This is a genomic window from Pantoea sp. JGM49, assembly GCF_018257655.1.
Classification (GTDB): domain Bacteria; phylum Pseudomonadota; class Gammaproteobacteria; order Enterobacterales; family Enterobacteriaceae; genus Pantoea; species Pantoea communis.
In genome coordinates, this window is sequence record NZ_JAERJM010000003.1 from 12,183 (window position 1) to 32,523 (window position 20,341).

A 20,341-nucleotide genomic window follows, 5' to 3' on the forward strand; every position below is an offset into this window, starting at 1 on the left:
CGGGCAAAGTGAACTCTGTGTTAAAAAACTGCAATGGGAACAATGCCCAAAATAGAAAATCTGTCCTCAAACGGGCGACCTGCAGGCCGCTCCCAACCTTTCCCGGAGAGGGCGCAAACGGCTGCGCCCTCTCCGGTTACTGCATTACGACTTCACCGCAAAATAGGGTAACGCCACCTGTTCGCCGTTAATCACCACCGAGACAAATCCTTTCGGCTCACGCGTATCTACCTGCTCCGGTTTCAGCGCGCGCGAGGCCAGCAGCAGATCGCCCTGCTCGTTACCGCCTATACCCGCTTTACCGTTGTGCAGACTGAAGCGCTGCGGTGCTTGCTGGCTGCCGCTGGCAGGACTGCCCTGCGCCATGGTGGCATCCACACGCGCACAGCGTCCGGTAAGGAAGCGGTCCTTGGCGGTGCTTTTAATCAAAATAGCGGTGGTGGGTGTCCAACCAGCCAGCTTGACGAACACTTTCGTGTCCGTCTCTGAGCGCGGTTCAAAGCGGACATCCACCACGGGTGAACTGCCTTCGGCAGACCAGCTGGCTTCCGCATTTTTGGTTTTGCGTTGCAGATGAATAACCGCACGACCGCCGGTGCCTTTACCATCAATGACGTTCATTAAGGGCTGATTAGCCGTGCCATTATTGAATTGCGATTGACCAAACACCTCGATCTCCCAGCTGTCTCCCACCGTAGGTGAGTAGAAGTTGCCGAGTTCAAACCAGGTTTCCTGGTTGGTGTTATTCGCCAGGCGGAAGCGTGAGGTGATGTAGTTGTATTTCAGGCTGCCATCGATGGCGACACCGTAAGATTCCACGCGCGTTGATCCCATCTCCCAGATGTTGAGCCAACGCTCGCCTTCCATCGAGTTGTCGATCCAACTCCCCGCCTGCAGGTTGGTCTGGCGCATGTTCAGTCGCGAGTTGTGCGCAATCAGCGGATTTTTACAGTCTTCAATGCTGAGCGCATCGATAATCCACTGCCCATTGGAAATGTCACCGGGAAACTCACTGTGCTCGATCCAGCCGTTATGAATGATCGACTGGCTGCAACGTGGCAGATTCAACACCTTACCGCCTTTACAGTGCTGGGCGTTGAAGTTGGAAAGTTCAATCGCCGTGCTGTGATCCCAGGCGCCCGCCTTTTGGCCCGACCAACTGGCTTTGATCACATCACCGGTACAGGCATTGGCGTACCACTGGTCGATTTTACAATCCAGCGTATCCAGTAAGCTCAACGACACCCCGCCAACCTGATTGAGTCGCAGGCAGGCACCACGGAAAAATTGCCCGCCGGGACACGTGTTGCGGAACAGCCCCTGCTTATTCGGTCGCTTGTCGTTTTGACCGTTGAAAATCAGATTGGAGATTTCAGTCCAACGCGCGTTCACCTGGAACAGGAATTCAGAGCGACCGTCTGAAGTCAGCGTGGTCGCCGGGAAATAGCCAAAATTGACCATCGCGCCGGAGATACGGAAGTAGCGTCGTTCTTCATTACCGAAATCGCACTCGGTGACGAAGAAATTGCCTGCCGGGAACTGCACACAGATCTGCTGATTGGCATCAATTGACCATTGATACATGGCTTTTATCGCCGGTGCGGCATCGGTTTTGGCATCGGCAATAGCGCCAAAATCGAACAGCGTCAGGCGGTTAAAATCTTCAACCACGCGACGCCAATAGAAGCCTTTACCACTGAAGATAACGCCGCCATCATCTTTGCCGTCACCAAAAGCGCCAACGAATTCCCCGCCGCCCACTTCTAAGCCTTCATGCCAGCTTTTCAGCTTGATTTTGGCACCCGCGAACAGCGGACGCGTTTTCCTTAACTCCTCAACCGACGGGATTTCGCCAATCAGCTGATAGCCATTCGGCTGCGCCAGACGCTGGCTAAAGTTACTCGGATTCGGTCGTGAAACATCTGCAATCGAAAACAGCGTATTCCCTTGATCGTCTTCCACCACCATGGAGTGAGCAGGATTGGCGATCAACGCTGCATTATCGTGGATGAATTGCGCGAAGTTGCCCTTATTTAGCGCAATGGGCTGGCTGATTTGTGACACTTTACCGCTGGCATCGCGCAGGAAGACCGGAATCTGATTGCCCGCTTTGCTGGCATCCTGACCGGCCTGCCCGATCCACAATTTGCCCTCAAAGTTCTGCCAAAACTGTGGTGGCATGGTGTAGACATTTTCTGGCGTTAAAATTGGTACATCGCCCTGCGGTACGCTGGACGGATCGACAGCTTTCAAAGCCGGTTGACCACTTTTTGCCGCATAGCTGGAAAATGCGCTCACTGAGAGCGCGGCAACAATGGAGGAGGCTGCAGTTTGCAAGACTTCTCTTCTTTTCATGCTTTCAATCCCGTGGTCATGGGGCTGCGTAACAGCCATAAATGTGATCCCGGAGGCATTTAGCCGTCATACTTCACGCCACAGGGGCGTTGGCTGCCTACCTTCGCCCCTGTCACTTACTAGAGTAAGCTCACGGGGACTCAAGCACTTGCCGCCTTCCTGCGGCATGAAATATTTGGCTAAACCAAGGCTAGCCAGCTTTGTTTGATCTGGTTACCGTCAAACTTCAGCGCAGTTTCTTTGGTTTTTTCGCTCATGGCGTAAAACAGGCTATCGTCACTGGCCAGCTGTTCCATGCGCGCCAGGAACGTTGATTTGTCATTCATCGGCACCAGGAACCCATCTTCACCGTGATTGATAATCTCCTGCGGGCCGGTTGGGCAGTCATAAGCCACCACCGGCAATGACCAGGATTTCGCTTCGAGCAGCACCAGTGGCAAGCCCTCATAACGCGAGGTCATCAGCGCCATGTCGCTGTCACGGTAGTAATCGTTGATGTTGCTGACTTTGCCGACGAAGTTAACGCTATGGGTAATGCCCAACGCCGCAGCCTGATCGTGCAGTTGCTGACGCAGTTCGCCGTCACCCGCGATCACCAGCTTCCATTCAGGATGGGTTTTACTGAAGTCGGCCCAGATATCCAGCAGCAGGTCGAAGCCTTTTTGATTATCCAGACGCCCCACCGCCAGCGCCTGACGGCTGCGGCTTTGGCGCTGAAAGGCCTTGTACACCACCGGATTGGGGATCTGCTTGCTGGCGATATTCCAGCGGCTGAACACCTGATGATCTTTGTCCGTCAGCACGATGACCTGGTCGTAATAGCGCAGCAGCATCCATTTCAGCGCTTTGATCGGCTTGCTGAAGGAGTTAATCGCGATGTGTTCACAGGCGTAGGCTTTAAAGCGTTTTTTCTTCATCGCCATCAGGTTCCAGAAGGCGAACATCACGCTCAGGCGACCCATGCTGATCAGAAATACGCTGTCGAAGCCTTGCTGATGAATGCTTGCCACAGCGCTTTTAATCGGGTTGCTGTGCCCTTCAAAACTGACGATCTCTTTCACGCGATCGAACGGATAAAAGGTTTTGCCGTGTCCTTCCAGCGAATAAATGGTGACGGCGTGCTGCTCTCCGAGGCACTCCGACATGAAATTACAGATGTTTTCTGTGCCCGCGTAGGAGTAGGCATCCTTAATCACTAAAACAATCTTTTTCATAAAACGCTTTCCACCTCAAAATGTGAACTTAAGGCCCAACGCCTTCGTGCTGCTCACGTCGTAACAACACGAAGGATGCCGGGTCTTAACGATGCTTCAGGGTGAAGAGAACGCCGTTCACCATATACCAGCCGTAATAGTAATAGATTTTTAACGGATTGTTTTTATAGATAATTCTTAATAATTCGAGGTGCCATTTCGCCGCTTTATTCTTATTGCGCGAGAGTGAGTCGCCCAGCTCGTAATAGTTGACCAGCGTCTTCTGGATCACCCGAGCTTGCTTGTAGCGGAGGAACAGTTCGTAGAGGAACAGGAAATCTTCATGCCCTTTACGCTGGAAGAAGATGCCCTGAGGGGGACGGCGGAAACACACGGAAGAGAAGCAGACGCGATACTGCTTCTTCACGAAGTTTTCCTGCTGCAGATAGGGTTTGCTGTAGAGAATATCGTGGTCGGCGGTTTTGGTTTTGTAGTGATAATGCGTGATGACAAAATCATCACCCGCCGCGATCGCCGCAGTCTGTTCGGCAAGTTTATCGACGTGCCATTCGTCGTCACTGTCGAGAAACGCAATAATCTCTTCTTGCGCGGCACGCAGACCCACGTTACGTGTTTCCGCCGCACCGAGGTTGACTTCATTGTTAAGAATGGTGATGCGCGCATCAGTGCAGTGTTCGCGTACATAGGCCAGCGAATCATCGGTGGACTGATCATTTATTAAATAAAGATGCCAGTCGCTATAGGTCTGATTGACGATCGACTCTACCGCACGCAATACCGTTTTACGCGCGTTATACATCGGCATCACAATACCGACGGTGCCAACATGATTTGTCATTTGCATACCCGGAGTGTCAGGAACCAAAAAATTGCTCCCGGTGCGGGAGCAAGTGAAAATTTTATAAAGTGAATCAGGAGACGGCTCGCCCGCCAGAGAAGCGAGACTTCACCTTATCGAACAGTCGATTCAGGAAATAAGCCCGGTTATCACGGTTGGTCAGGAAGAAGTAGCGCGCGAAACTGAGGCTCGCCTGCAGTGATTTACCATCCATCTTGTAGCGCAGCGGCAGCTTGAACGCCTTATAGGTATGGACGTCACGTGCCGTGAGGTGCGGCTTCATGGTGTCCAGCCAGAAGAAGGAGTACTTCACCGACTCGCCTTTGTGTTTGGAACCAAATTTGGTCACCAGGTGATACGTTGCCAAAGGTTTATCGATCATCACGAACTCGTAGCCCATACGATCGGCGCGGATGCAAAAGTCATAATCCTGATGGCGAATGTAGCGTGCATCAAAACGGATTTTGTCGGCATCTTCGCGCTTCAGCACAATGGTGCTGGTCTGAATAAATCCGTAACAGCCGAACAGATACTCCGCCACGGTTTCGTTTTTGCCCGGCGGCTGCATCGGCATTACTTTCAGGAAGCTACCGTCCTGATGAATGTTTACCTGGCTGAAAATCACATAGCGCGATTTGCCCTGTGCCTCCAGTTTGCTAATGGTGTCGTGCACGGTCAGCAGCTTATCGGCAGCCCACTCATCATCGGCATCAAGGAAGCTAATGAAATCGCCTTCAGCCAGTTCAATACCCTTATTGCGGGCGCCCGCACCGTTCAGTTTGATCTGGGACAGTTCCAGCTTGATGTCCAGATCCTGATAACGCTCACTGCGTACGACCTGCGCCAGTTCGTCTGCATCAGCCGATTTGTCATCGACGATAATGACTTCAAAATTGCGATAGGTTTGCGCTTTGACACAATCTAGCGTCGTGACAATTGATTTCGACGCGTTGTACGCGGGAATTACAATTGAGAAGCGGATGTCCTGCATTGCCAGCACCTCTTAAACAGCTGTTCCAGATTTAACGGTAGCGCGGACAGACCTCAGAAAGGAATCGGCTGTGTTCTGAAAAATCATACCGTTATTTCTCTTTCTCATTGAGCTGCTGCGTTCCATCACGGAGGTTCCTATGAAAGTTTGTGCTGTGTGTATTTTCGCGGTTCAAAACGCACCATAAAAAGGGGCGGATAATCCGCCCCTGAGTGTTACTTAGCTTTTGGTTTCTTTGCCGTATTCGTAGTTGTAGTAGTCGTAGCCATAACCGTAGGCATTCGACGCTTTACGTACCACGGCGTTAAGGATGACGCCCTTAATCTCGATACCGTTCTGCGCGAAGCGCTTGTAGCTGACATCCAACTCTTTAGTGGTGTTGGTTTCGAAACGCGCCACCATCAGCGACGTACCGGCCAACTTACCGATGATGGAAGCATCGGTCACCGCCAGAATCGGTGGGGTATCAATCAACACCAGGTCGTAGTTCTTGCTCGCCCAATCCAGTAACTCACTCATGCGACGATGCATCAGCAGTTCAGACGGGTTCGGTGGTACCTGACCGCGTGGCAGGAAATCAAAACCGTACACGCCTTTCTGAATCATGGCCGGGGAGAACTCACTCTTGCCGGACAACACATTGGAGAGACCCATTTTGTTTTCCGAACCAAGCAGCTCATGGGTATAACCACGGCGCATATCACCATCGATGAACAGCACACGCTGGCCTGCTTTCGATACCAGAGTCGCCAGGTTGGCACAGATAAAGGTTTTACCAATACCCGGGCTGGCACCGGTAATCATCAGAATGTTGTTTTTGGCTTCCATCATCGCGAAGTGCAGGCTGGTACGCAGGCTGCGAATCGCTTCGATGGAGAGGTCGGTCGGATTACCCAACGCCAGCAGCGTATTATGTGGGTCACTCTTCTCTTTGTGACCACGACGCGCCAGGGCTTCGGTATCTTTCTTACGTTGCCACTCTGACAGCGGTACGCTGGCATAGACGTTCATGCCCAGCTCTTCCAGCTGCTCAGGATTCTCAATACCGTGATGGAACAGCGCTTTCAGCAGCACCAGACCCACAGAGAGAATCAGACCCAGAATAAAGCTGGCGGCAATAATCAACAGTTTCTTCGGTGCCACCGGGCTACCGGCGGTTTCCGCACGGTCGATGATGCGCACATCACCCACGGTACTGGCTTTACTGATTCCCAGCTCTTGCTGGCGATTCAGCAACTGCATGTAGATTTCCTGACCTGACTGCACATCACGTGTCAGACGCAGAATTTCCTGTTGGGTTTGCGGCATACCGGCAATTTTCTTGTTCAGTTTTGCCTGCTCGTCTTCCAGGGTTTTGCGTTTTTCCAGCAGCGCGCGGTAAGTCGGGTGATCTTTGGTGTAGAGCTGTGACACTTCAGCTTCTTTGAAGGTCAGTTCGTTCAACTGGCTCTGCACGCTAACGGATGAGTCGAGAGCCGATTTCGCTTCCAGCGACATATCCACCGATTCATTCTGGCGGCGATAGGCGTTGAGCTTGTTCTCCGCATCATCCAGACTGCTACGCACTTGTGGCAGCTGGTTGCGCAGGAACTCCAGGCTCTTCTCAGCCTGCTCAGACTTGCGGTCCACGTTCTGCAACAGATAGTTATTCACGATCTGGTTCAGGACGCGACTCGCCTGCTCTGGATCTTCATCCTGGAACTCAAGGCCCAGCACACCGGTGGTTTTACCTTTGTCGGCAACGGTCAGCGCGCCCAGCACGTTTTTAATCGCCTGCAGATCGCTCAGCTTAGTGACGTTGAAGCTGGTGCCTTCGTCAGCCTGAATGCCGCTGACCAGCATAGTGACATCACCGTGCTGCTCCATCTGACCCACACGACCTTTGAACAGCTCATCGCCATCTTTGGTAACGGTGTAAGTCTGTGGACCGGTCACTTCCAGCTCGACGGTACGCTTGTCGATGGAGCGTGGAATTTCCAGACGCGAGATAGCAATTTGCGCCGGCTTATTGCCCATCAGGCGAGATAAACCTTTACCAATAACCGGGAAGTAATTCTGCTGCACCACGGTGTCCAGACCGAGGTCATTAACCGTTTTACCCAGCACCATACGCGATTCAACAATCTGAATTTCCGTATCAGATGCTGGCGTGGTTGGCAGCACATCCTGCAATTCATTCAGAACAGAAGCCGTGTTTTTCTGCTCTACCTGAACCATGGCATCGGCGCTGTAAATAGGCGTTGCAAACAGTGTGTAGAGCGTTCCGGCCAACATGAAGAAGGCGGTAACGGCCACGATGATCCAGCGATGATCAATTAGCTGTCCCACAAGATGCGCCAGATCCCATCCACTCGAATCTTCCTTTGGCGCAGTCATAACCTTGTTTTTAATATTCATGGGTATTCCCAACTATCGGCTTAGTACGTTGACCCATTTCTGGGTAGCGTTTTCCAGTAACCCGTAGACCTCTTCAAAGGCCTCGCGACTTTTTTTGTACGGATCCGCAATTTCCTGCTGATTGAGCCAGTGCCCAATGAGCATGGTTTTTCCGCGTGCGGCTGGGTCGATGCGATTGACCTGCTCAACGTGGCGCTTCTCCATTACCAGAATCAGGTCATAGTCACGGCACATACTGGCCGTTAACTGCTGAGCATGATGGCCTTCCAGCGACACGCCATGTTCGGCGGCAACGTCGCTGGCGGTCTGGTCTGCCGGGAACCCCTTCAGAGCGCCTAGCCCTGCAGAAGCCACCCGAGTTGAAGGTAGCGCGCGTTGGAACAGACGCTCCCCTGTTGGGGAGCGGCAGATATTACCGACGCAGACGACTAACACGGACTTGATCATACTGAAACCTTAGTTAGACCAGTTGCGGAAACGCAGTGCTGCGGAGCTTGCATCGTCGATACCCACGATGGTTGGCAGCAGCCCAGAAATCACACGGTTCCAACGGGTAATTGGTGTGGCGGTGACGTAGACGATGTCGTACGGCTCCAGTTGGAATTCAGTCCCCATCACCATCGATGCCGCATCTTTGGTATTCAACTGATAGATGTTGGCGATCTTGGTGCGGTTGGCACCACGAATAGGACGAATAACGAAGACACCGGTAGCATCGGACGTGGTTTGATCCATACCGGCCGCATTACCCAGCGCTTCGGCCAGCGTCATGCCGCTACGGTCCATTTTCAGTGTGGATTGCTGTTTCACTTCGCCCATCACGAAGACTTTCAGGTCATCGTTACGCGGGACGTAGAGAATATCGCCCGGATACAGCAGATGGTTCTGGCTCAGGTCGCCGTTTTGCATCAGCGCCTGCAGCGAAATGCGCTGCTCTTTGCCCTGGTGCGTCAGCACCACGTTACGCCAGTCTGCATCGGCTGCTAAGCCACCTGCGGCGTTGACGGCATCAAGTACGGTCAACGGCACGTTAGTGATCGCCTGCTGGCCAGAGGTGGTCACCGAACCGGTCACGTAGGTTTTCTGTGAGCGGAAGGCTGCGACGTTGACATCCACCTGCGGGCTTTCAATGAACTGCGCCAGGCGGCGCGCAATTTCAGCGCGGATTTCCGTCACGGTGCGGCCGGCTACACGCACTTTACCGATGTACGGGTAGAAAATCGTGCCATCGGCCTGTACCCAGTTACCGGTGTCACTGGCGCTACGATACTGACCCGCTGGTGTGGTCAGCTCCGGGTGGTCCCATACGGTGACGTTCAGCACGTCGCCAATGCCCACGCGATATTCGTAGCTTTGAATTTCGGTCTGCAGTGCCGGGTTGGCCTGCGCAACCAGAGGCTTCGGACGCATCTGTTCAACCAGACGCGGCGTCAGCGGGAAGACGTTCACGTATTTATCGATGTCATAGTTGCTATCCTGTTGCTCAATGACATCTTTTCCGCTAGTGGAAAGGTGCGAACCTGGTTCAATGGTGCACCCGGAGAGAAAAGTTGCGGATACCAGTAAAGGTATCAATTTAATTTTCATTATCATCTGATTCTTCGCTATCAGTTAATGATTGATAGAGGCGAAAACGCCGCTGTGTAGCGTCTTATAAAAAAATAAAACTGACGGGTTAAACACTGAAACTGTGGGTCATTATCATGCGCTCCCTTGGTTTTATGTTGTCACCGTGCCCTGAGACGACATCAATTAAAGTCGGTGATTACCCTGCCGGCAAAGCACCGACTCTATTCAGGCTCGATAATGGCAGTTGTCAGTTAAGGCACTCCCAGCACCGGCATTTCAGACGGGGATAATGATTTCGTCCCCTGCCCTTCTACTCTCAATAAGCGCCATCGCGTTTCAGTACGACACCCACTGTCTTAAACAGGATCGCGATGTCATTCCACAGCGACCAGTTTTTGACATACCACGAATCGAAATAGACGCGCGTTTCATAGTCAACGTCGTTACGACCGCTAACCTGCCACAATCCCGTCATGCCGGGTTTCGCCATCAGGTAATAATCAACATCACCGGCATAACGACAGAGTTCGTCTTCAATCACTGGACGTGGGCCCACCAGGCTCATGTCGCCGCGTACCACATTCCACAGCTGCGGCAGTTCATCCAGACTGGTTTTACGGATGAAGTGGCCAACTTTGGTAATACGCGGGTCATTCTTCAGTTTGAAATCTTTATCCCACTCGGCGCGAGCGACCGGATCGGTGCGCAGGACTTCCTCCAGCACCTCTTTCGAGTTGATCACCATCGAACGGAATTTAAGGCATTTGAATTTACGTCCGTTCAGGCCGACACGTTCATGACCGTAAATCGGTGGGCCGCCATCGCGTCCAACCATAAAGCCGAGGACCAGCAGCGCCGGTGACAGCGCAATAATGATGCTGAGTGCGCCGACGATGTCGAAAGCACGTTTCAGGAAGCGCGAAGTGCGTTTCGCCAGATTATTGTTCACGCGCAGAATCATCACTTCATGGCTGAAGATGTAGGCCATGTCGGTACCATAAAGGGGCACGCCGCGCAGAGTTGGAATCACTGAGACTGAACGGCAGTTATGCATTGCCAGCATTTTCAGCCAGTTGTCACGATGCTGGCTCTGTTCAAACTCCACAGCCACGATGAACTGGGTTTCGCTGTGCGTCAGCTGCCACAGCTCTTGTTCATTGTGCAGTACCGGTACGCCAGAGATGCTGGCCTGCGGGCAACTGCCATCAACATCGAAGAACGCAATGACATCAAACCCCATCACCTCTTCGCTCTGCAGCGCCTGCCAGGCTTCTTCAGCATTACGGCTGCTACCGATGATGATGGTTTGTTTTTTCCACATACCGAAGTGATTCAGTACGCGTTTAGAGATGGCACGCGCCAGCGGAATTAATATCAACGCCAGAATCCAGGTGGTCACCCAGACAAAGCGCGACATCTGCCATTGCGATAATGCTGAAATTGACAAATCGATGACAGAGAAAATAAGAATGGTACGAAATATCTCTTTCAGCTCAAACCAGAATGGCTTGCGATAGGTGTAATGACGCAGGCGAACCCAGAACCAGCCTACGCAAATAATCGATAAACAAACGTGGGTGGCGATTTTTAAGTGCAGGTATTTTTCAGATATATCTGCCAGTGGAGAATCTGTGAACGAATTAATCACCGCCAGAGCAATAAACAATGCCGCGTTGAAACAAATTAAATCCGAGCACGCCAGTAAAATTTTAGTGAGGAGACTTTTATATGTAATTTGGTTATCGCGCATATTTAACTCTTTTATTTTATTTCCCTAATCCCTAACGCCTCTGCCCTGTGTAATAAATGAGCGATATATCCACTGCTAACGGGGAGGCAATCTGCGGCAAACGCTCCGGTGTTTATGCCAATTCTCTTTTTAGTAAAGCCAAAGAATTGCAATAAATACCAACAGATTAGTCTGACTTCCCTTGCCACGATTTAGCCCTAATCTGAACGGAGAAAAGCACTTCAGGCACGCTACCGCCCTTGGCTGTCGCTGCCAATACCGCTGCAATCGCATCTATTTTCATCGCACTCACTGAGATTATTCTTAGCCAGCGGCAGGCTAATCCCGTGCACGATCACAATTCATAACATTAAGAAGCTAAACAGCGCGCTATTAACAACTTCGGCGCAGACATTTACTAACACGTTGCTATACTAGTTATTACTGGCTTGTTTACAAGTAGGCCCCGTGTCCCCTGCACTATTTTAGGAAAAAGACTACCAGCCATAAGTATTGATGCCATCCCTTTCAGCCCATTCCTGCGTAAAATTCAGAATAATTCGATACTCACCTTCGGACTGCTTCGCATTAAAAACGTACGCTTGCGCGTGAATATTAGAATTAATCGTCACTATCACGATGCGGTGAAGTTTATCCATACATTCATCTTATCGACGAAATGTACCTTCTCAGAATATGCCTAAAACTCAGGGCAACAGGGTGACATCGCGCGATTTGCCTCATTTGTACCTTGCCTGCTGATTCACTATCATCAGACAAAACGCATTTTCAGACATTCAGGTGATGAAAGCATGATGGAGTGGATCCTCGATCCGTCGCTCTGGGCAGGGTTAGTCACGCTAATCGTTCTCGAGCTGGTGCTGGGTATTGATAATCTGGTTTTTATTGCCATCCTGGTCGAAAAGTTACCGCCTGCGGCGCGTGACCGGGCGCGCGTAATCGGTTTGCTGTTGGCGTTGCTGTTGCGACTGGTGTTGCTGGCATCGCTTTCCTGGCTGGTGACTCTCACGCAACCGCTATTTACCCTGTTCCAGCACAATTTCAGCGCCCGCGATCTATTGCTGCTCTCCGGCGGGCTGTTTCTTCTTTATAAAGCCACGACGGAACTCAATAGTCGTCTGGAAGGCAGCGACGAAGAGAGCGGTCAAAGTAAGAACGGTGCTAAATTCTGGCCAGTGGTCGCGCAAATTGTGGTGCTGGATGCCATCTTCTCGCTTGATGCGGTGATTACCGCTGTAGGCATGGTGAACGAACTGCCGGTGATGATGGCGGCGGTCACCATTGCCATTTTACTCATGCTGCTGGCGAGTAAGCCGCTCACGCGCTTTGTGAATGGTCATCCAACCATTGTGATTCTCTGCCTGAGTTTCCTGCTGATGATTGGCTTCAGTCTGGTGGCGGAAGGCCTCGGCTTTATTATTCCGAAGGGCTATCTCTACGCGGCGATTGGTTTCTCAATCGTGATCGAGATGTTTAATCAGCTGGCGCTGTTTAATCGCCGCCGCTTCCTCACCGCCGGACGCCCGCTGCGCCAGCGCACCTCAGAAGCCGTGCTGCGCATATTGCGCGGTGAAGCCCAGCGTGCCGAACTGGACGCCGATACCGCCTCATTGCTCAGCGACAGTGATGAAGGTGCGTTATTCAATCGCCAGGAGCGGCGCATGATTGCCCGCGTACTCGGTTTAGGGCAGCGGCACATCAGCAGCATCATGACGTCACGCCACGATATTGAGCACATCGATCTGGGTGAAGATCCCGCCGCGATCATGGCTAAGCTGGATAACAATCAGCACACCCGCATCCTGATTACCGAACGCGGGCACGATCCGCTCGGCGTGGTGCATGTGATTGATTTGCTCCATCAGTCGCTGCACAGCCATTCTCTCGATTTACGTGCTTTGGTGAAACAGCCGCTGATCTTTCCCGAACGCCTGACGTTATTGCAGGCACTGGAGCAGTTCCGCCATGCCCGCACCCATTTTGCGTTTGTGGTCGATGAGTTTGGATCGGTGGAAGGCGTGGTCACCCTGAGTGACCTGATGGAAACCATCGCCGGGAATCTGCCGAATGAAGGTGAGGAGATTGATGCGCGTTATGATATCCAGCCGTTGCCGCATGGAGGTTGGGTGGCGAACGGACATATTCCTCTGGAAGATTTGGCAGCCTATGTGCATTTGCCACTGGATGAGAAACGTAATTACCACACGCTGGCCGGATTATTAATGGACAGCCTGCAACATGTGCCAGAAGAGGGAGAAGAGTTACAGGTAGGGGATTATTTATTGCGCACGCTGCAGGTGGAAAATCATCGGGTACAGAAAGTGGAGATTGTGCCCGCGCCTGAGCTGGCAAGGTAACCAACGCCGTTATGCCCAATCAAACCAGGCATAACGGCATTTTACGTGGATTAAGGTTGTTGTACCGCAGGCTTTTGGCGATCCAGCCACTCGTTAAGGCGCGACTTCGCTTCACTCTGCAACTGCTGGCGCACCACATCGTCAACCGGCAGTGAGTACTGCAGGTTGTTCCAGCCACCGTACATCCGCAGTGGAATTGCCTGGCCATTGAGCAGAGTCGCTAACTTATCGTCGCCTTTCCAGCCGCGCAGCATCATATTGAAGGTGACGTCGAGCTGTTGGTTCACCACATCAACCGTGCCTTTGGTCTGCACTGCCAGCCGGTTACTGCCACCCTGCAGATCTGGCATGACAACCTTGCCCTGATTCAGGCTAATACGACCGCTCAGTTGCTGAATCCCCTGTTCGTCCGGCTCATCATTGGTCACGCTATTGCTCACGCGCGCCACGGCACGGCGCACCATCTGTTGCAGATTAAGTTGGGCGAGTTGCAGGTTGGTGGCCTCCAGCTCGGCATTCCCCTGCCAGTTACGCTTCGCTTCATCCACGCTCAGGCCCGTGCCGCTGAGATCGCCTTTCAGGGAGACCGTGCCCTGCAAACTCTCCGGCAGTTCCAGCGCTTTCATTAAAGGTGCAATGGCGATGTTTTCAATTTCCGGCTGCAGGGCGACTTTGGTCACCGGCTGGCGGATATCAATGCTGCCCGGGATCGAGAAGTGCCCATCGCCAATTTTCCCCTGCAGTTTGTTCAGGGTCATCAACCCTTCCTGATTGCTGGCATCGATCTGCAGATTGCTCAGCGTCAATCCGCGCCACACGCTGGAATCCGCATTCAGACTCAGCGTTAAATCCATCAGATTTAACGGCGAGTCAGCGTTGGTACGCGTGCGTGGTTCAGCAATCACCGGCGTGCGCGTCACGCTGGCGTGCTGTGGGGTGCTGTTGTCGCTGGCGGGCGCGCTGGCCATCAGATTATCAAGATTCAATGTCGTGGCGTGTAAAGCCAGATTGAGCTGCTGCGGCAACATTAAACGCCCTTCGGCACTGCCATCCAGCGTGCTGTCGTTGGCCGTCAGCTGCATCTTTTGCAACGAGAATTGCTGTTTATCGGCATTCCACTCACCCTGCCCGCTTAGCGCCCCTTTGATGCCCTGCGGCGGGAGGTTAGCGCCGTCCAGCGTGTAATCCATCTCTTCTATCTGCCCCACCAGCCGATGCGGATACTGCGCCACATTCATCTGCCCTTTAAGGTTGACGCTAACATTGCGCTGATTGCGTGAAATGCGCGTGGCGAGTTCGATGCTGGCATTTTTGCTGGCATCCTGATCGAGGTTGAGATTGAGATTACGGAAGTTATATTCATCGCCACCGGGCTGCTGCCAGATCATCAGACTGTCGGCGAGGCGCAGTTTAGCAATGTCGAATGACCAACCATTGGTGCGCGTCACCACCGGTTCCGCGTCCGTGGGCGCCACCGGTGAACCGCTCGGTTTCTGGGCGGCGCTATCAGGCGTGACGCGAATGACGGCATTTTTCAGCATCACCTGGCTGACGCTTAGCTGATGCGACAGTAGCGGCCAGAGGTTGACATCCAGACGCATATTTTCTGCAGTGACCATCGGCTGGCTGGCGCCAGGTGCGGTCAAGCTCATGCGCCCGGCGAGAATACTGAGTTGCGGCCAGACGTGCCAGCGCAGGCCACCACTGACTTCAAGTTGATAACCACTGCGCTGTTCTACCTGCTGTACCATATAGGTACGAAAGTCGTTGGGATTGACCAGCAACACCAGTGCCGTCATGCCCGCCACGACCACCACTAACAGGATGGCCAGCGTCGTTATCACTCTTCTCATAATCCCTCATCACCGTCATTCTTCATGCTGCAGCGGCGTTGGCTGCGTTCATTTACCCCAGTCACACACTGATGCCAGCTACCGGGGATTCACCCTCTTACCGCTTTGCCGCACGTTGAATCATTTAGGCGAACATCAGTCTTTGTCGATACGACTGGCATCGGCACCCTGCTGACCACGATATTTTGCATCTTCGCGGCGGTTATAAGGGCGTGCCGCTGGGCCAGACAACGGTTCAAAGCTCAATGCGCCAATCAACATGCCCGGACGCAGCGCCAGCGGCAGCTTACCGGAGTTGTAGAATTCCAGCACAATGCGGCCCTGCCAGCCTGGATCGATACGGTGTGCCGTCACGTGCACCATCAAGCCCAGACGCGCCAGCGAGGAGCGGCCATCCAGCCAACCCACCAGATCATCCGGAATCGTGACCGATTCCAGCGTCACTGCCAGCGCTAACTCACCCGGATGCAGGAAGAACGCTTCCCCTTCCGGCAGCACAATCTCATCGCTCATTACGCGATCCAGTGCGGCGCTGACTTCGTGTTTTGGACCACTCAAATCAATAAATGGCGCAGTGTGACCACTGAAGGTGCGGAACTGATTGCCGAGGCGCACGTCCACGGTTGCGCCATTAATGCGCTCAACCGGTGGGCGCGGATCAATCGCCAGTTTACCGTTGTCGAGCCAGGCTTCAATGTCGCGATCGCATAATCTCATCGCAGAGTCTCCATGCTTTAAGTGTAGCGAAAGGTCGCCACTGTTGTGACAACCTTCACGCGTCACGTCCATCCGGACGCAGTATTTTCAAAGATATTGGTTAATCTTGGCTTTGAGAATATCGATGGCGATGCGGTTCTTCCCGCCACGCGGCACGATAATGTCAGCGTATTGTTTGGAGGGCTCGATAAACTGCAGGAACATTGGACGCACGGTCTTCTGATACTGGCTCATCACCGAATCCATGGAACGACCACGCTCATTCACATCGCGCTTCATGCGACGCATCAGACAGATATCCAGCGGGGTATCTACGAAGATAGAGAAGTTCATCTCCTGACGCAGACGCGCATCGGTCAGCAGCAGAATGCCCTCAAGGATGATCACTTTTTTCGGCTTAAGATGAATACAGTCACTGGTGCGCGTGTGTTCAACGTAGCTATAAACCGGCAACTCAATATCCTGACCCGCCTTTAACGCGCGCAGATGCTGCAACAGCAGATCGTGGTCCATCGCGCTGGGATGGTCATAGTTGGTTTTCACCCTCTCTTCCATTGTGAGGTGGCTCTGATCTTTGTAGTAGGCATCTTCGGGGATCACACCGATATGCTCGTCACCGACCTGGTCACGGATTTCACGATAGAGCGTGCTGGCAATAAGACTTTTTCCGGATGCGGATGCACCTGCGATGCCAACGATCACGCACTGATGAGACTTGTCAGTCATACTTTTTTAAGACCTGATAACTGGAGCCAATTGAAGCCGAAACCGCAATGGGCCGATTGAGAGGGTTAGTTGGCGGCAATTATAGGTATTTCACCTGTTTGATGCCAGAGAAATGGGCCCGCCGCTTTTCAGAATATCCCCTTTTGCAGCCAGACGCTTAATCGATACACTGTTCTCCTGCCCGAGTTGAGTACCACTCAGGTTGACTCAATAAAGCCCAAGGAAAAATATGAGTTGGAAAACCCTGACCTATTTTGGTGACAGCATGTTGCTGATCCCGACCGCCGTGATTATCGCGCTGGTGTTGCCGTGGAAAAGCGACAACCGTCAAACCGTCTGGTATTGGCTGCTCGCTTTTGGCCTGGCGGGCTTGCTGGTCAGCCTGTCTAAAATTCTGTTTCTCGGGTTTGGCATTGGCAGCGCCAGATTTAACTTCACCGGATTCAGCGGCCACAGCGCCATGTCAGCAACGCTCTGGCCGGTGATGATGTGGCTGGTTTCAGGCCGTTTTCCGACCTTTTGGCGCACACTGACCATTGGTATTGGCTATCTGATCCCGATGATGGTCGGCCTGTCTCGCCTCGTGATCCACGCGCACTCCTTCAGTGAAGTGCTCACCGGCCTGATGCTGGGCTTTACGCTGAGCAGTGCATTCCTGTTGACACAGCGCCGCACCGCTCTGAAGGGCTTCAGCCTGGCGCAAGTGTGTGTCGCCCTGCTGGTGCCGCTGGTGTTGATGAGTCATGGCCGCGTGGCCACCACGCAGCAATTTCTTGAACGTTTTTCCGCCCATCTCGCCGGATTAGAAAAACCCTATACCCGCGCCGATCTGTTTCGCGATTAATCTTTTTTTGCCAGGGCCAAAACATTCATTGAATCAGGGCTAAACTAGATTCTGCGCAGACATCTGATGCAGATGTGCTAGCATGCAAAACAGAGAATGATTGGCGCATTTTTCGACCTGTAACGAATGCGCGCTGCTGGATTCGTGCATGACCCTCGAAATATTGACCTCACAGGATCGACCGCAAAGAAAATGGCTTAATGCTCTATTTTTGGGAGCATTAGCCTTTTTACTGACGCTGTTTTGTCTCGAACTTATCGTTGTAAGCGGACGTATTTCCCCGCTTTGGTACTCCACCGCCCTGATGACGGTGGTGGTTTTTCGCGCCCCCTCAAAACATGTTCCGTTGCTGCTGCTCAGCTGTGTGATTGGCACCTCGCTGGCCAATTTAATCGTCATTGGTCCGGCGCTGAGCAACCTTAAATTTGCCATCCTGAATATGCTGCAGGCCATTCTCGGCGGCCTGATGTTGCGCGCGCTGCTGGATCGCAGAAATCCCCTGAATTCGCTGCTCGATTGGGTGCGATTTGCCGTCTGCGCCGGGTTGATTGCGCCGCTGATTGGCGGTGTGGTGGCGGTCTGGATGCTGCAGGTGGGGCATCGTGCGTCGTTGCCCTTCTTTTCTACCTGGGTGATCTCCGAAGTGATTGGCGTGCTGGCATTCGGCCCCGTGCTGTTGTTATGGCCCAACAAGCCGCTGCGTCAATTAATCACCCCCGGTCGTCAGCTGGAAACGCTGCTGACACTGATCGTCACCCTACTGGCCAGCTATTTGTCGCTGCGTTTTCTGCCGTGGCCTTTCACCTTTATTGTGGTCATCCTGTTTTGGTGCGCGGTGCGGCTACCGAAGTTCGAAGCCTTTTTACTGTTCTTTCTCAATGCCAGTTTTATCTCCATTCTGCTGGCATTCAGTTTCGTTAACCTGGCACAGACCGGTCTGTTACTCGGCCAGGTCAGCAACTGGTTACCATTCCTGTTAGTGCTGCTACCCAGTCATGTGATGGCGCTGGTGATGGATGCGTTCCAGCGCGAAAAGCATCATATCAGCGAGAAGGAGACCCGCTTCCGCCATGCGATGGAGTATTCGGCGATTGGCATGGCGCTGGTGTCGCCCAATGGCGGCTGGCAGCAGGTCAATCAATCGCTATGTCACACGCTGGGCTTTCCGGCTGACGAGCTGAAAAAACTCACTTTCCAGCAGATTACCCATCCTGATGATCTCAACAGCGACCTGCAACAGCTGGAGCGTTTGGTGGCGGGTGACATCATGAGCTACACCATGGAGAAGCGCTATTTCCGCAAAGATGGCGAAATTGTCTGGGCGCGCCTCACGGTTTCTATGGTGCGCGATGCTGAAGACCAGCCGCTCTATTTTATTGCGCAGATAGTCGATATTTCTGAACTCAAACAGAGTGAACAAGTGAATCGCCGCCTGATGGAACGCATCACGCTGGCTAACGAGGCGGGCGGTATCGGCGTATGGGAGTGGAACCTGCTGAGCGGTGAGATGCTGTGGGACAAGCGCATGTACGAGCTATTTGCGCTCGGTCCGCATCAGGTGCCCACCTATGACGTGTGGTTGCATCTGATAGAACCAACAGAACGCGAAACGGCCGCGCTGATCGTGCAGCAGGCGATTGAAAGGCGCAGCGCTTTCCATATGGAATACCGTGTCAATCTGCCCAGCGGCTCGCGCTATGTGCGCACCGAGGCTAACCGCATTCTCAGCCAGGATGGTCAAATCGAACGCATGCTCGGCATCTGTCAGGACATTACACCACTGCGCGCGCTCAACGAAGCGCTGTTCCAGGAAAAAGAGCGTATGGCGATCACCCTCGATTCGATTGGCGAAGCGGTGATCAGTACCGACGATGAGATGCGCGTGACCTTTATGAACCCGGTAGCCGAAACCCTCAGCGGTTGGACACAGGATAAAGCGGCGGGTATGCCTATTACCGAGTTGCTGAATATCACGCGTGGTGCAAAAGGCCCCCGCGTTGAAAACCTGTTGCTCTGCAACTTGCCGGGCGCAAAAACCTCGCCCGACCTGGAAGAAGAGCTAGTGCTGCACACGCCGGATGGCGCGCAGGTGGAAATTCATTACAGCATTACGCCACTAAAAACCCTCACCGGCGCCAGCATCGGTGCGGTGATGGTTATTCAGGATGTCAGTGAATCACGCAAAATGATGAAACGCCTCAGCTACAGTGCTTCACACGATATGCTGACGCGGCTACCGAATCGCCATAGCTTTGAACAGCAACTCAAACGCGTGGTGAACGATGCTGCGGCCAACAACACTCAGCATGTGCTGGTGTTTATCGATCTGGATAAATTCAAAGCGGTGAATGACAGCGCAGGTCACGCGGCAGGCGACGCGCTGCTACGTGAACTGGCAGAGTTGATGCAAAAGCACCTGCGCAGCAGCGATCTGCTGGCGCGTCTGGGTGGCGATGAATTTGGCGTGCTGCTGCCTAACAGTGACGTTGACCAGGTGCGCGATGTGGTTCAGCGCATTGTCACCTCAGTCAACGAATACACCTTCCTGTGGCACGATCACCCTTATCACGTGGGCGCCAGCGCCGGTATCACGCAGATTGATCAGAACAACTGCATCAGCAATGTGGTGATGTCACAGGCGGATGTCGCTTGCTATAGCGCAAAACATGCGGGCCGTGGTCAATATCACGTTTATCAGGAAGTTCAAATGTGATCATTGCCAGCCCGCGC

Annotated in this window: 14 protein-coding genes; 3 read left to right on the forward strand and 11 right to left on the reverse strand. The window is 53.0% G+C overall.

Going from position 1 to position 20,341, the window contains the following annotated elements; translation table 11 throughout:
• Positions 1 to 144 precede the first annotated feature (144 nt).
• The 8 genes from JK231_RS06140 to wbaP all read right to left on the reverse strand — a co-directional run bounded on the left by JK231_RS06140 (position 145) and on the right by wbaP (position 11,114).
• Complete coding sequence (locus JK231_RS06140; RefSeq protein ID WP_034825254.1) at positions 145 to 2,355, reverse strand: phage tailspike protein; 2,211 nt, start codon at positions 2,353 to 2,355, stop codon at positions 145 to 147.
• 179 nt (positions 2,356 to 2,534) lie between these two features.
• Positions 2,535 to 3,569 carry a glycosyltransferase gene (locus tag JK231_RS06145; RefSeq protein ID WP_034824783.1) on the reverse strand — a complete coding sequence of 345 codons (1,035 nt, stop codon included), beginning with the start codon at positions 3,567 to 3,569 and terminating at the stop codon, positions 2,535 to 2,537.
• Between the two features lie 85 nt (positions 3,570 to 3,654).
• Complete coding sequence (locus tag JK231_RS06150; protein ID WP_160832702.1) at positions 3,655 to 4,407, reverse strand: glycosyltransferase family 2 protein; 753 nt, start codon at positions 4,405 to 4,407, stop codon at positions 3,655 to 3,657.
• A gap of 73 nt (positions 4,408 to 4,480) precedes the next feature.
• Positions 4,481 to 5,398: a glycosyltransferase family 2 protein gene (locus JK231_RS06155; protein ID WP_166932054.1), complete on the reverse strand. Its 918-nt coding sequence runs from the start codon at positions 5,396 to 5,398 to the stop codon at positions 4,481 to 4,483.
• Positions 5,399 to 5,617: 219 nt separating this feature from the next.
• On the reverse strand, positions 5,618 to 7,795 hold the full coding sequence (wzc, locus tag JK231_RS06160) for a tyrosine-protein kinase Wzc (protein ID WP_160832700.1): 2,178 nt from the start codon (positions 7,793 to 7,795) through the stop codon (positions 5,618 to 5,620).
• Between the two features lie 12 nt (positions 7,796 to 7,807).
• Positions 7,808 to 8,242, reverse strand: coding sequence for a protein tyrosine phosphatase (locus JK231_RS06165; RefSeq protein ID WP_211728217.1), 435 nt, complete (start codon positions 8,240 to 8,242; stop codon positions 7,808 to 7,810).
• Positions 8,243 to 8,251: 9 nt separating this feature from the next.
• Complete coding sequence (locus JK231_RS06170; protein ID WP_153012318.1) at positions 8,252 to 9,382, reverse strand: polysaccharide export protein; 1,131 nt, start codon at positions 9,380 to 9,382, stop codon at positions 8,252 to 8,254.
• A gap of 298 nt (positions 9,383 to 9,680) precedes the next feature.
• Positions 9,681 to 11,114 (reverse strand): undecaprenyl-phosphate galactose phosphotransferase WbaP, encoded by a 1,434-nt coding sequence (gene wbaP / locus JK231_RS06175; protein WP_160832698.1) that lies wholly within the window; start codon positions 11,112 to 11,114, stop codon positions 9,681 to 9,683.
• A 791-nt stretch (positions 11,115 to 11,905) separates the two neighbouring features.
• Between wbaP and JK231_RS06180 the strand changes: the two genes are divergently transcribed.
• A complete protein-coding gene (locus JK231_RS06180) occupies positions 11,906 to 13,471 on the forward strand; it encodes a TerC family protein (protein WP_160832697.1) in 1,566 nt (521 codons plus the stop codon).
• Between the two features lie 50 nt (positions 13,472 to 13,521).
• Here JK231_RS06180 and asmA read toward each other — a convergent pair whose 3' ends face one another.
• The 3 genes from asmA to udk form a co-directional block, all read right to left on the reverse strand.
• Positions 13,522 to 15,324, reverse strand: a complete 1,803-nt coding sequence (gene asmA / locus JK231_RS06185; RefSeq protein WP_211728218.1) for an outer membrane assembly protein AsmA — start codon at positions 15,322 to 15,324, stop codon at positions 13,522 to 13,524.
• Positions 15,325 to 15,459: 135 nt separating this feature from the next.
• Positions 15,460 to 16,041, reverse strand: coding sequence for a dCTP deaminase (gene dcd, locus JK231_RS06190; protein ID WP_034824828.1), 582 nt, complete (start codon positions 16,039 to 16,041; stop codon positions 15,460 to 15,462).
• An 87-nt stretch (positions 16,042 to 16,128) separates the two neighbouring features.
• Positions 16,129 to 16,767 (reverse strand): uridine kinase, encoded by a 639-nt coding sequence (gene udk / locus JK231_RS06195; protein ID WP_034824830.1) that lies wholly within the window; start codon positions 16,765 to 16,767, stop codon positions 16,129 to 16,131.
• Between the two features lie 229 nt (positions 16,768 to 16,996).
• On the opposite strand from udk, the gene JK231_RS06200 reads away from it, so the two are divergent.
• Both JK231_RS06200 and JK231_RS06205 read left to right on the forward strand, forming a co-directional pair.
• Positions 16,997 to 17,611, forward strand: a complete 615-nt coding sequence (locus tag JK231_RS06200; RefSeq protein ID WP_211728219.1) for a phosphatase PAP2 family protein — start codon at positions 16,997 to 16,999, stop codon at positions 17,609 to 17,611.
• Between the two features lie 148 nt (positions 17,612 to 17,759).
• Positions 17,760 to 20,324 carry a diguanylate cyclase gene (locus tag JK231_RS06205; RefSeq protein ID WP_211728220.1) on the forward strand — a complete coding sequence of 855 codons (2,565 nt, stop codon included), beginning with the start codon at positions 17,760 to 17,762 and terminating at the stop codon, positions 20,322 to 20,324.
• The last annotated feature ends 17 nt before the right edge of the window (positions 20,325 to 20,341 follow it).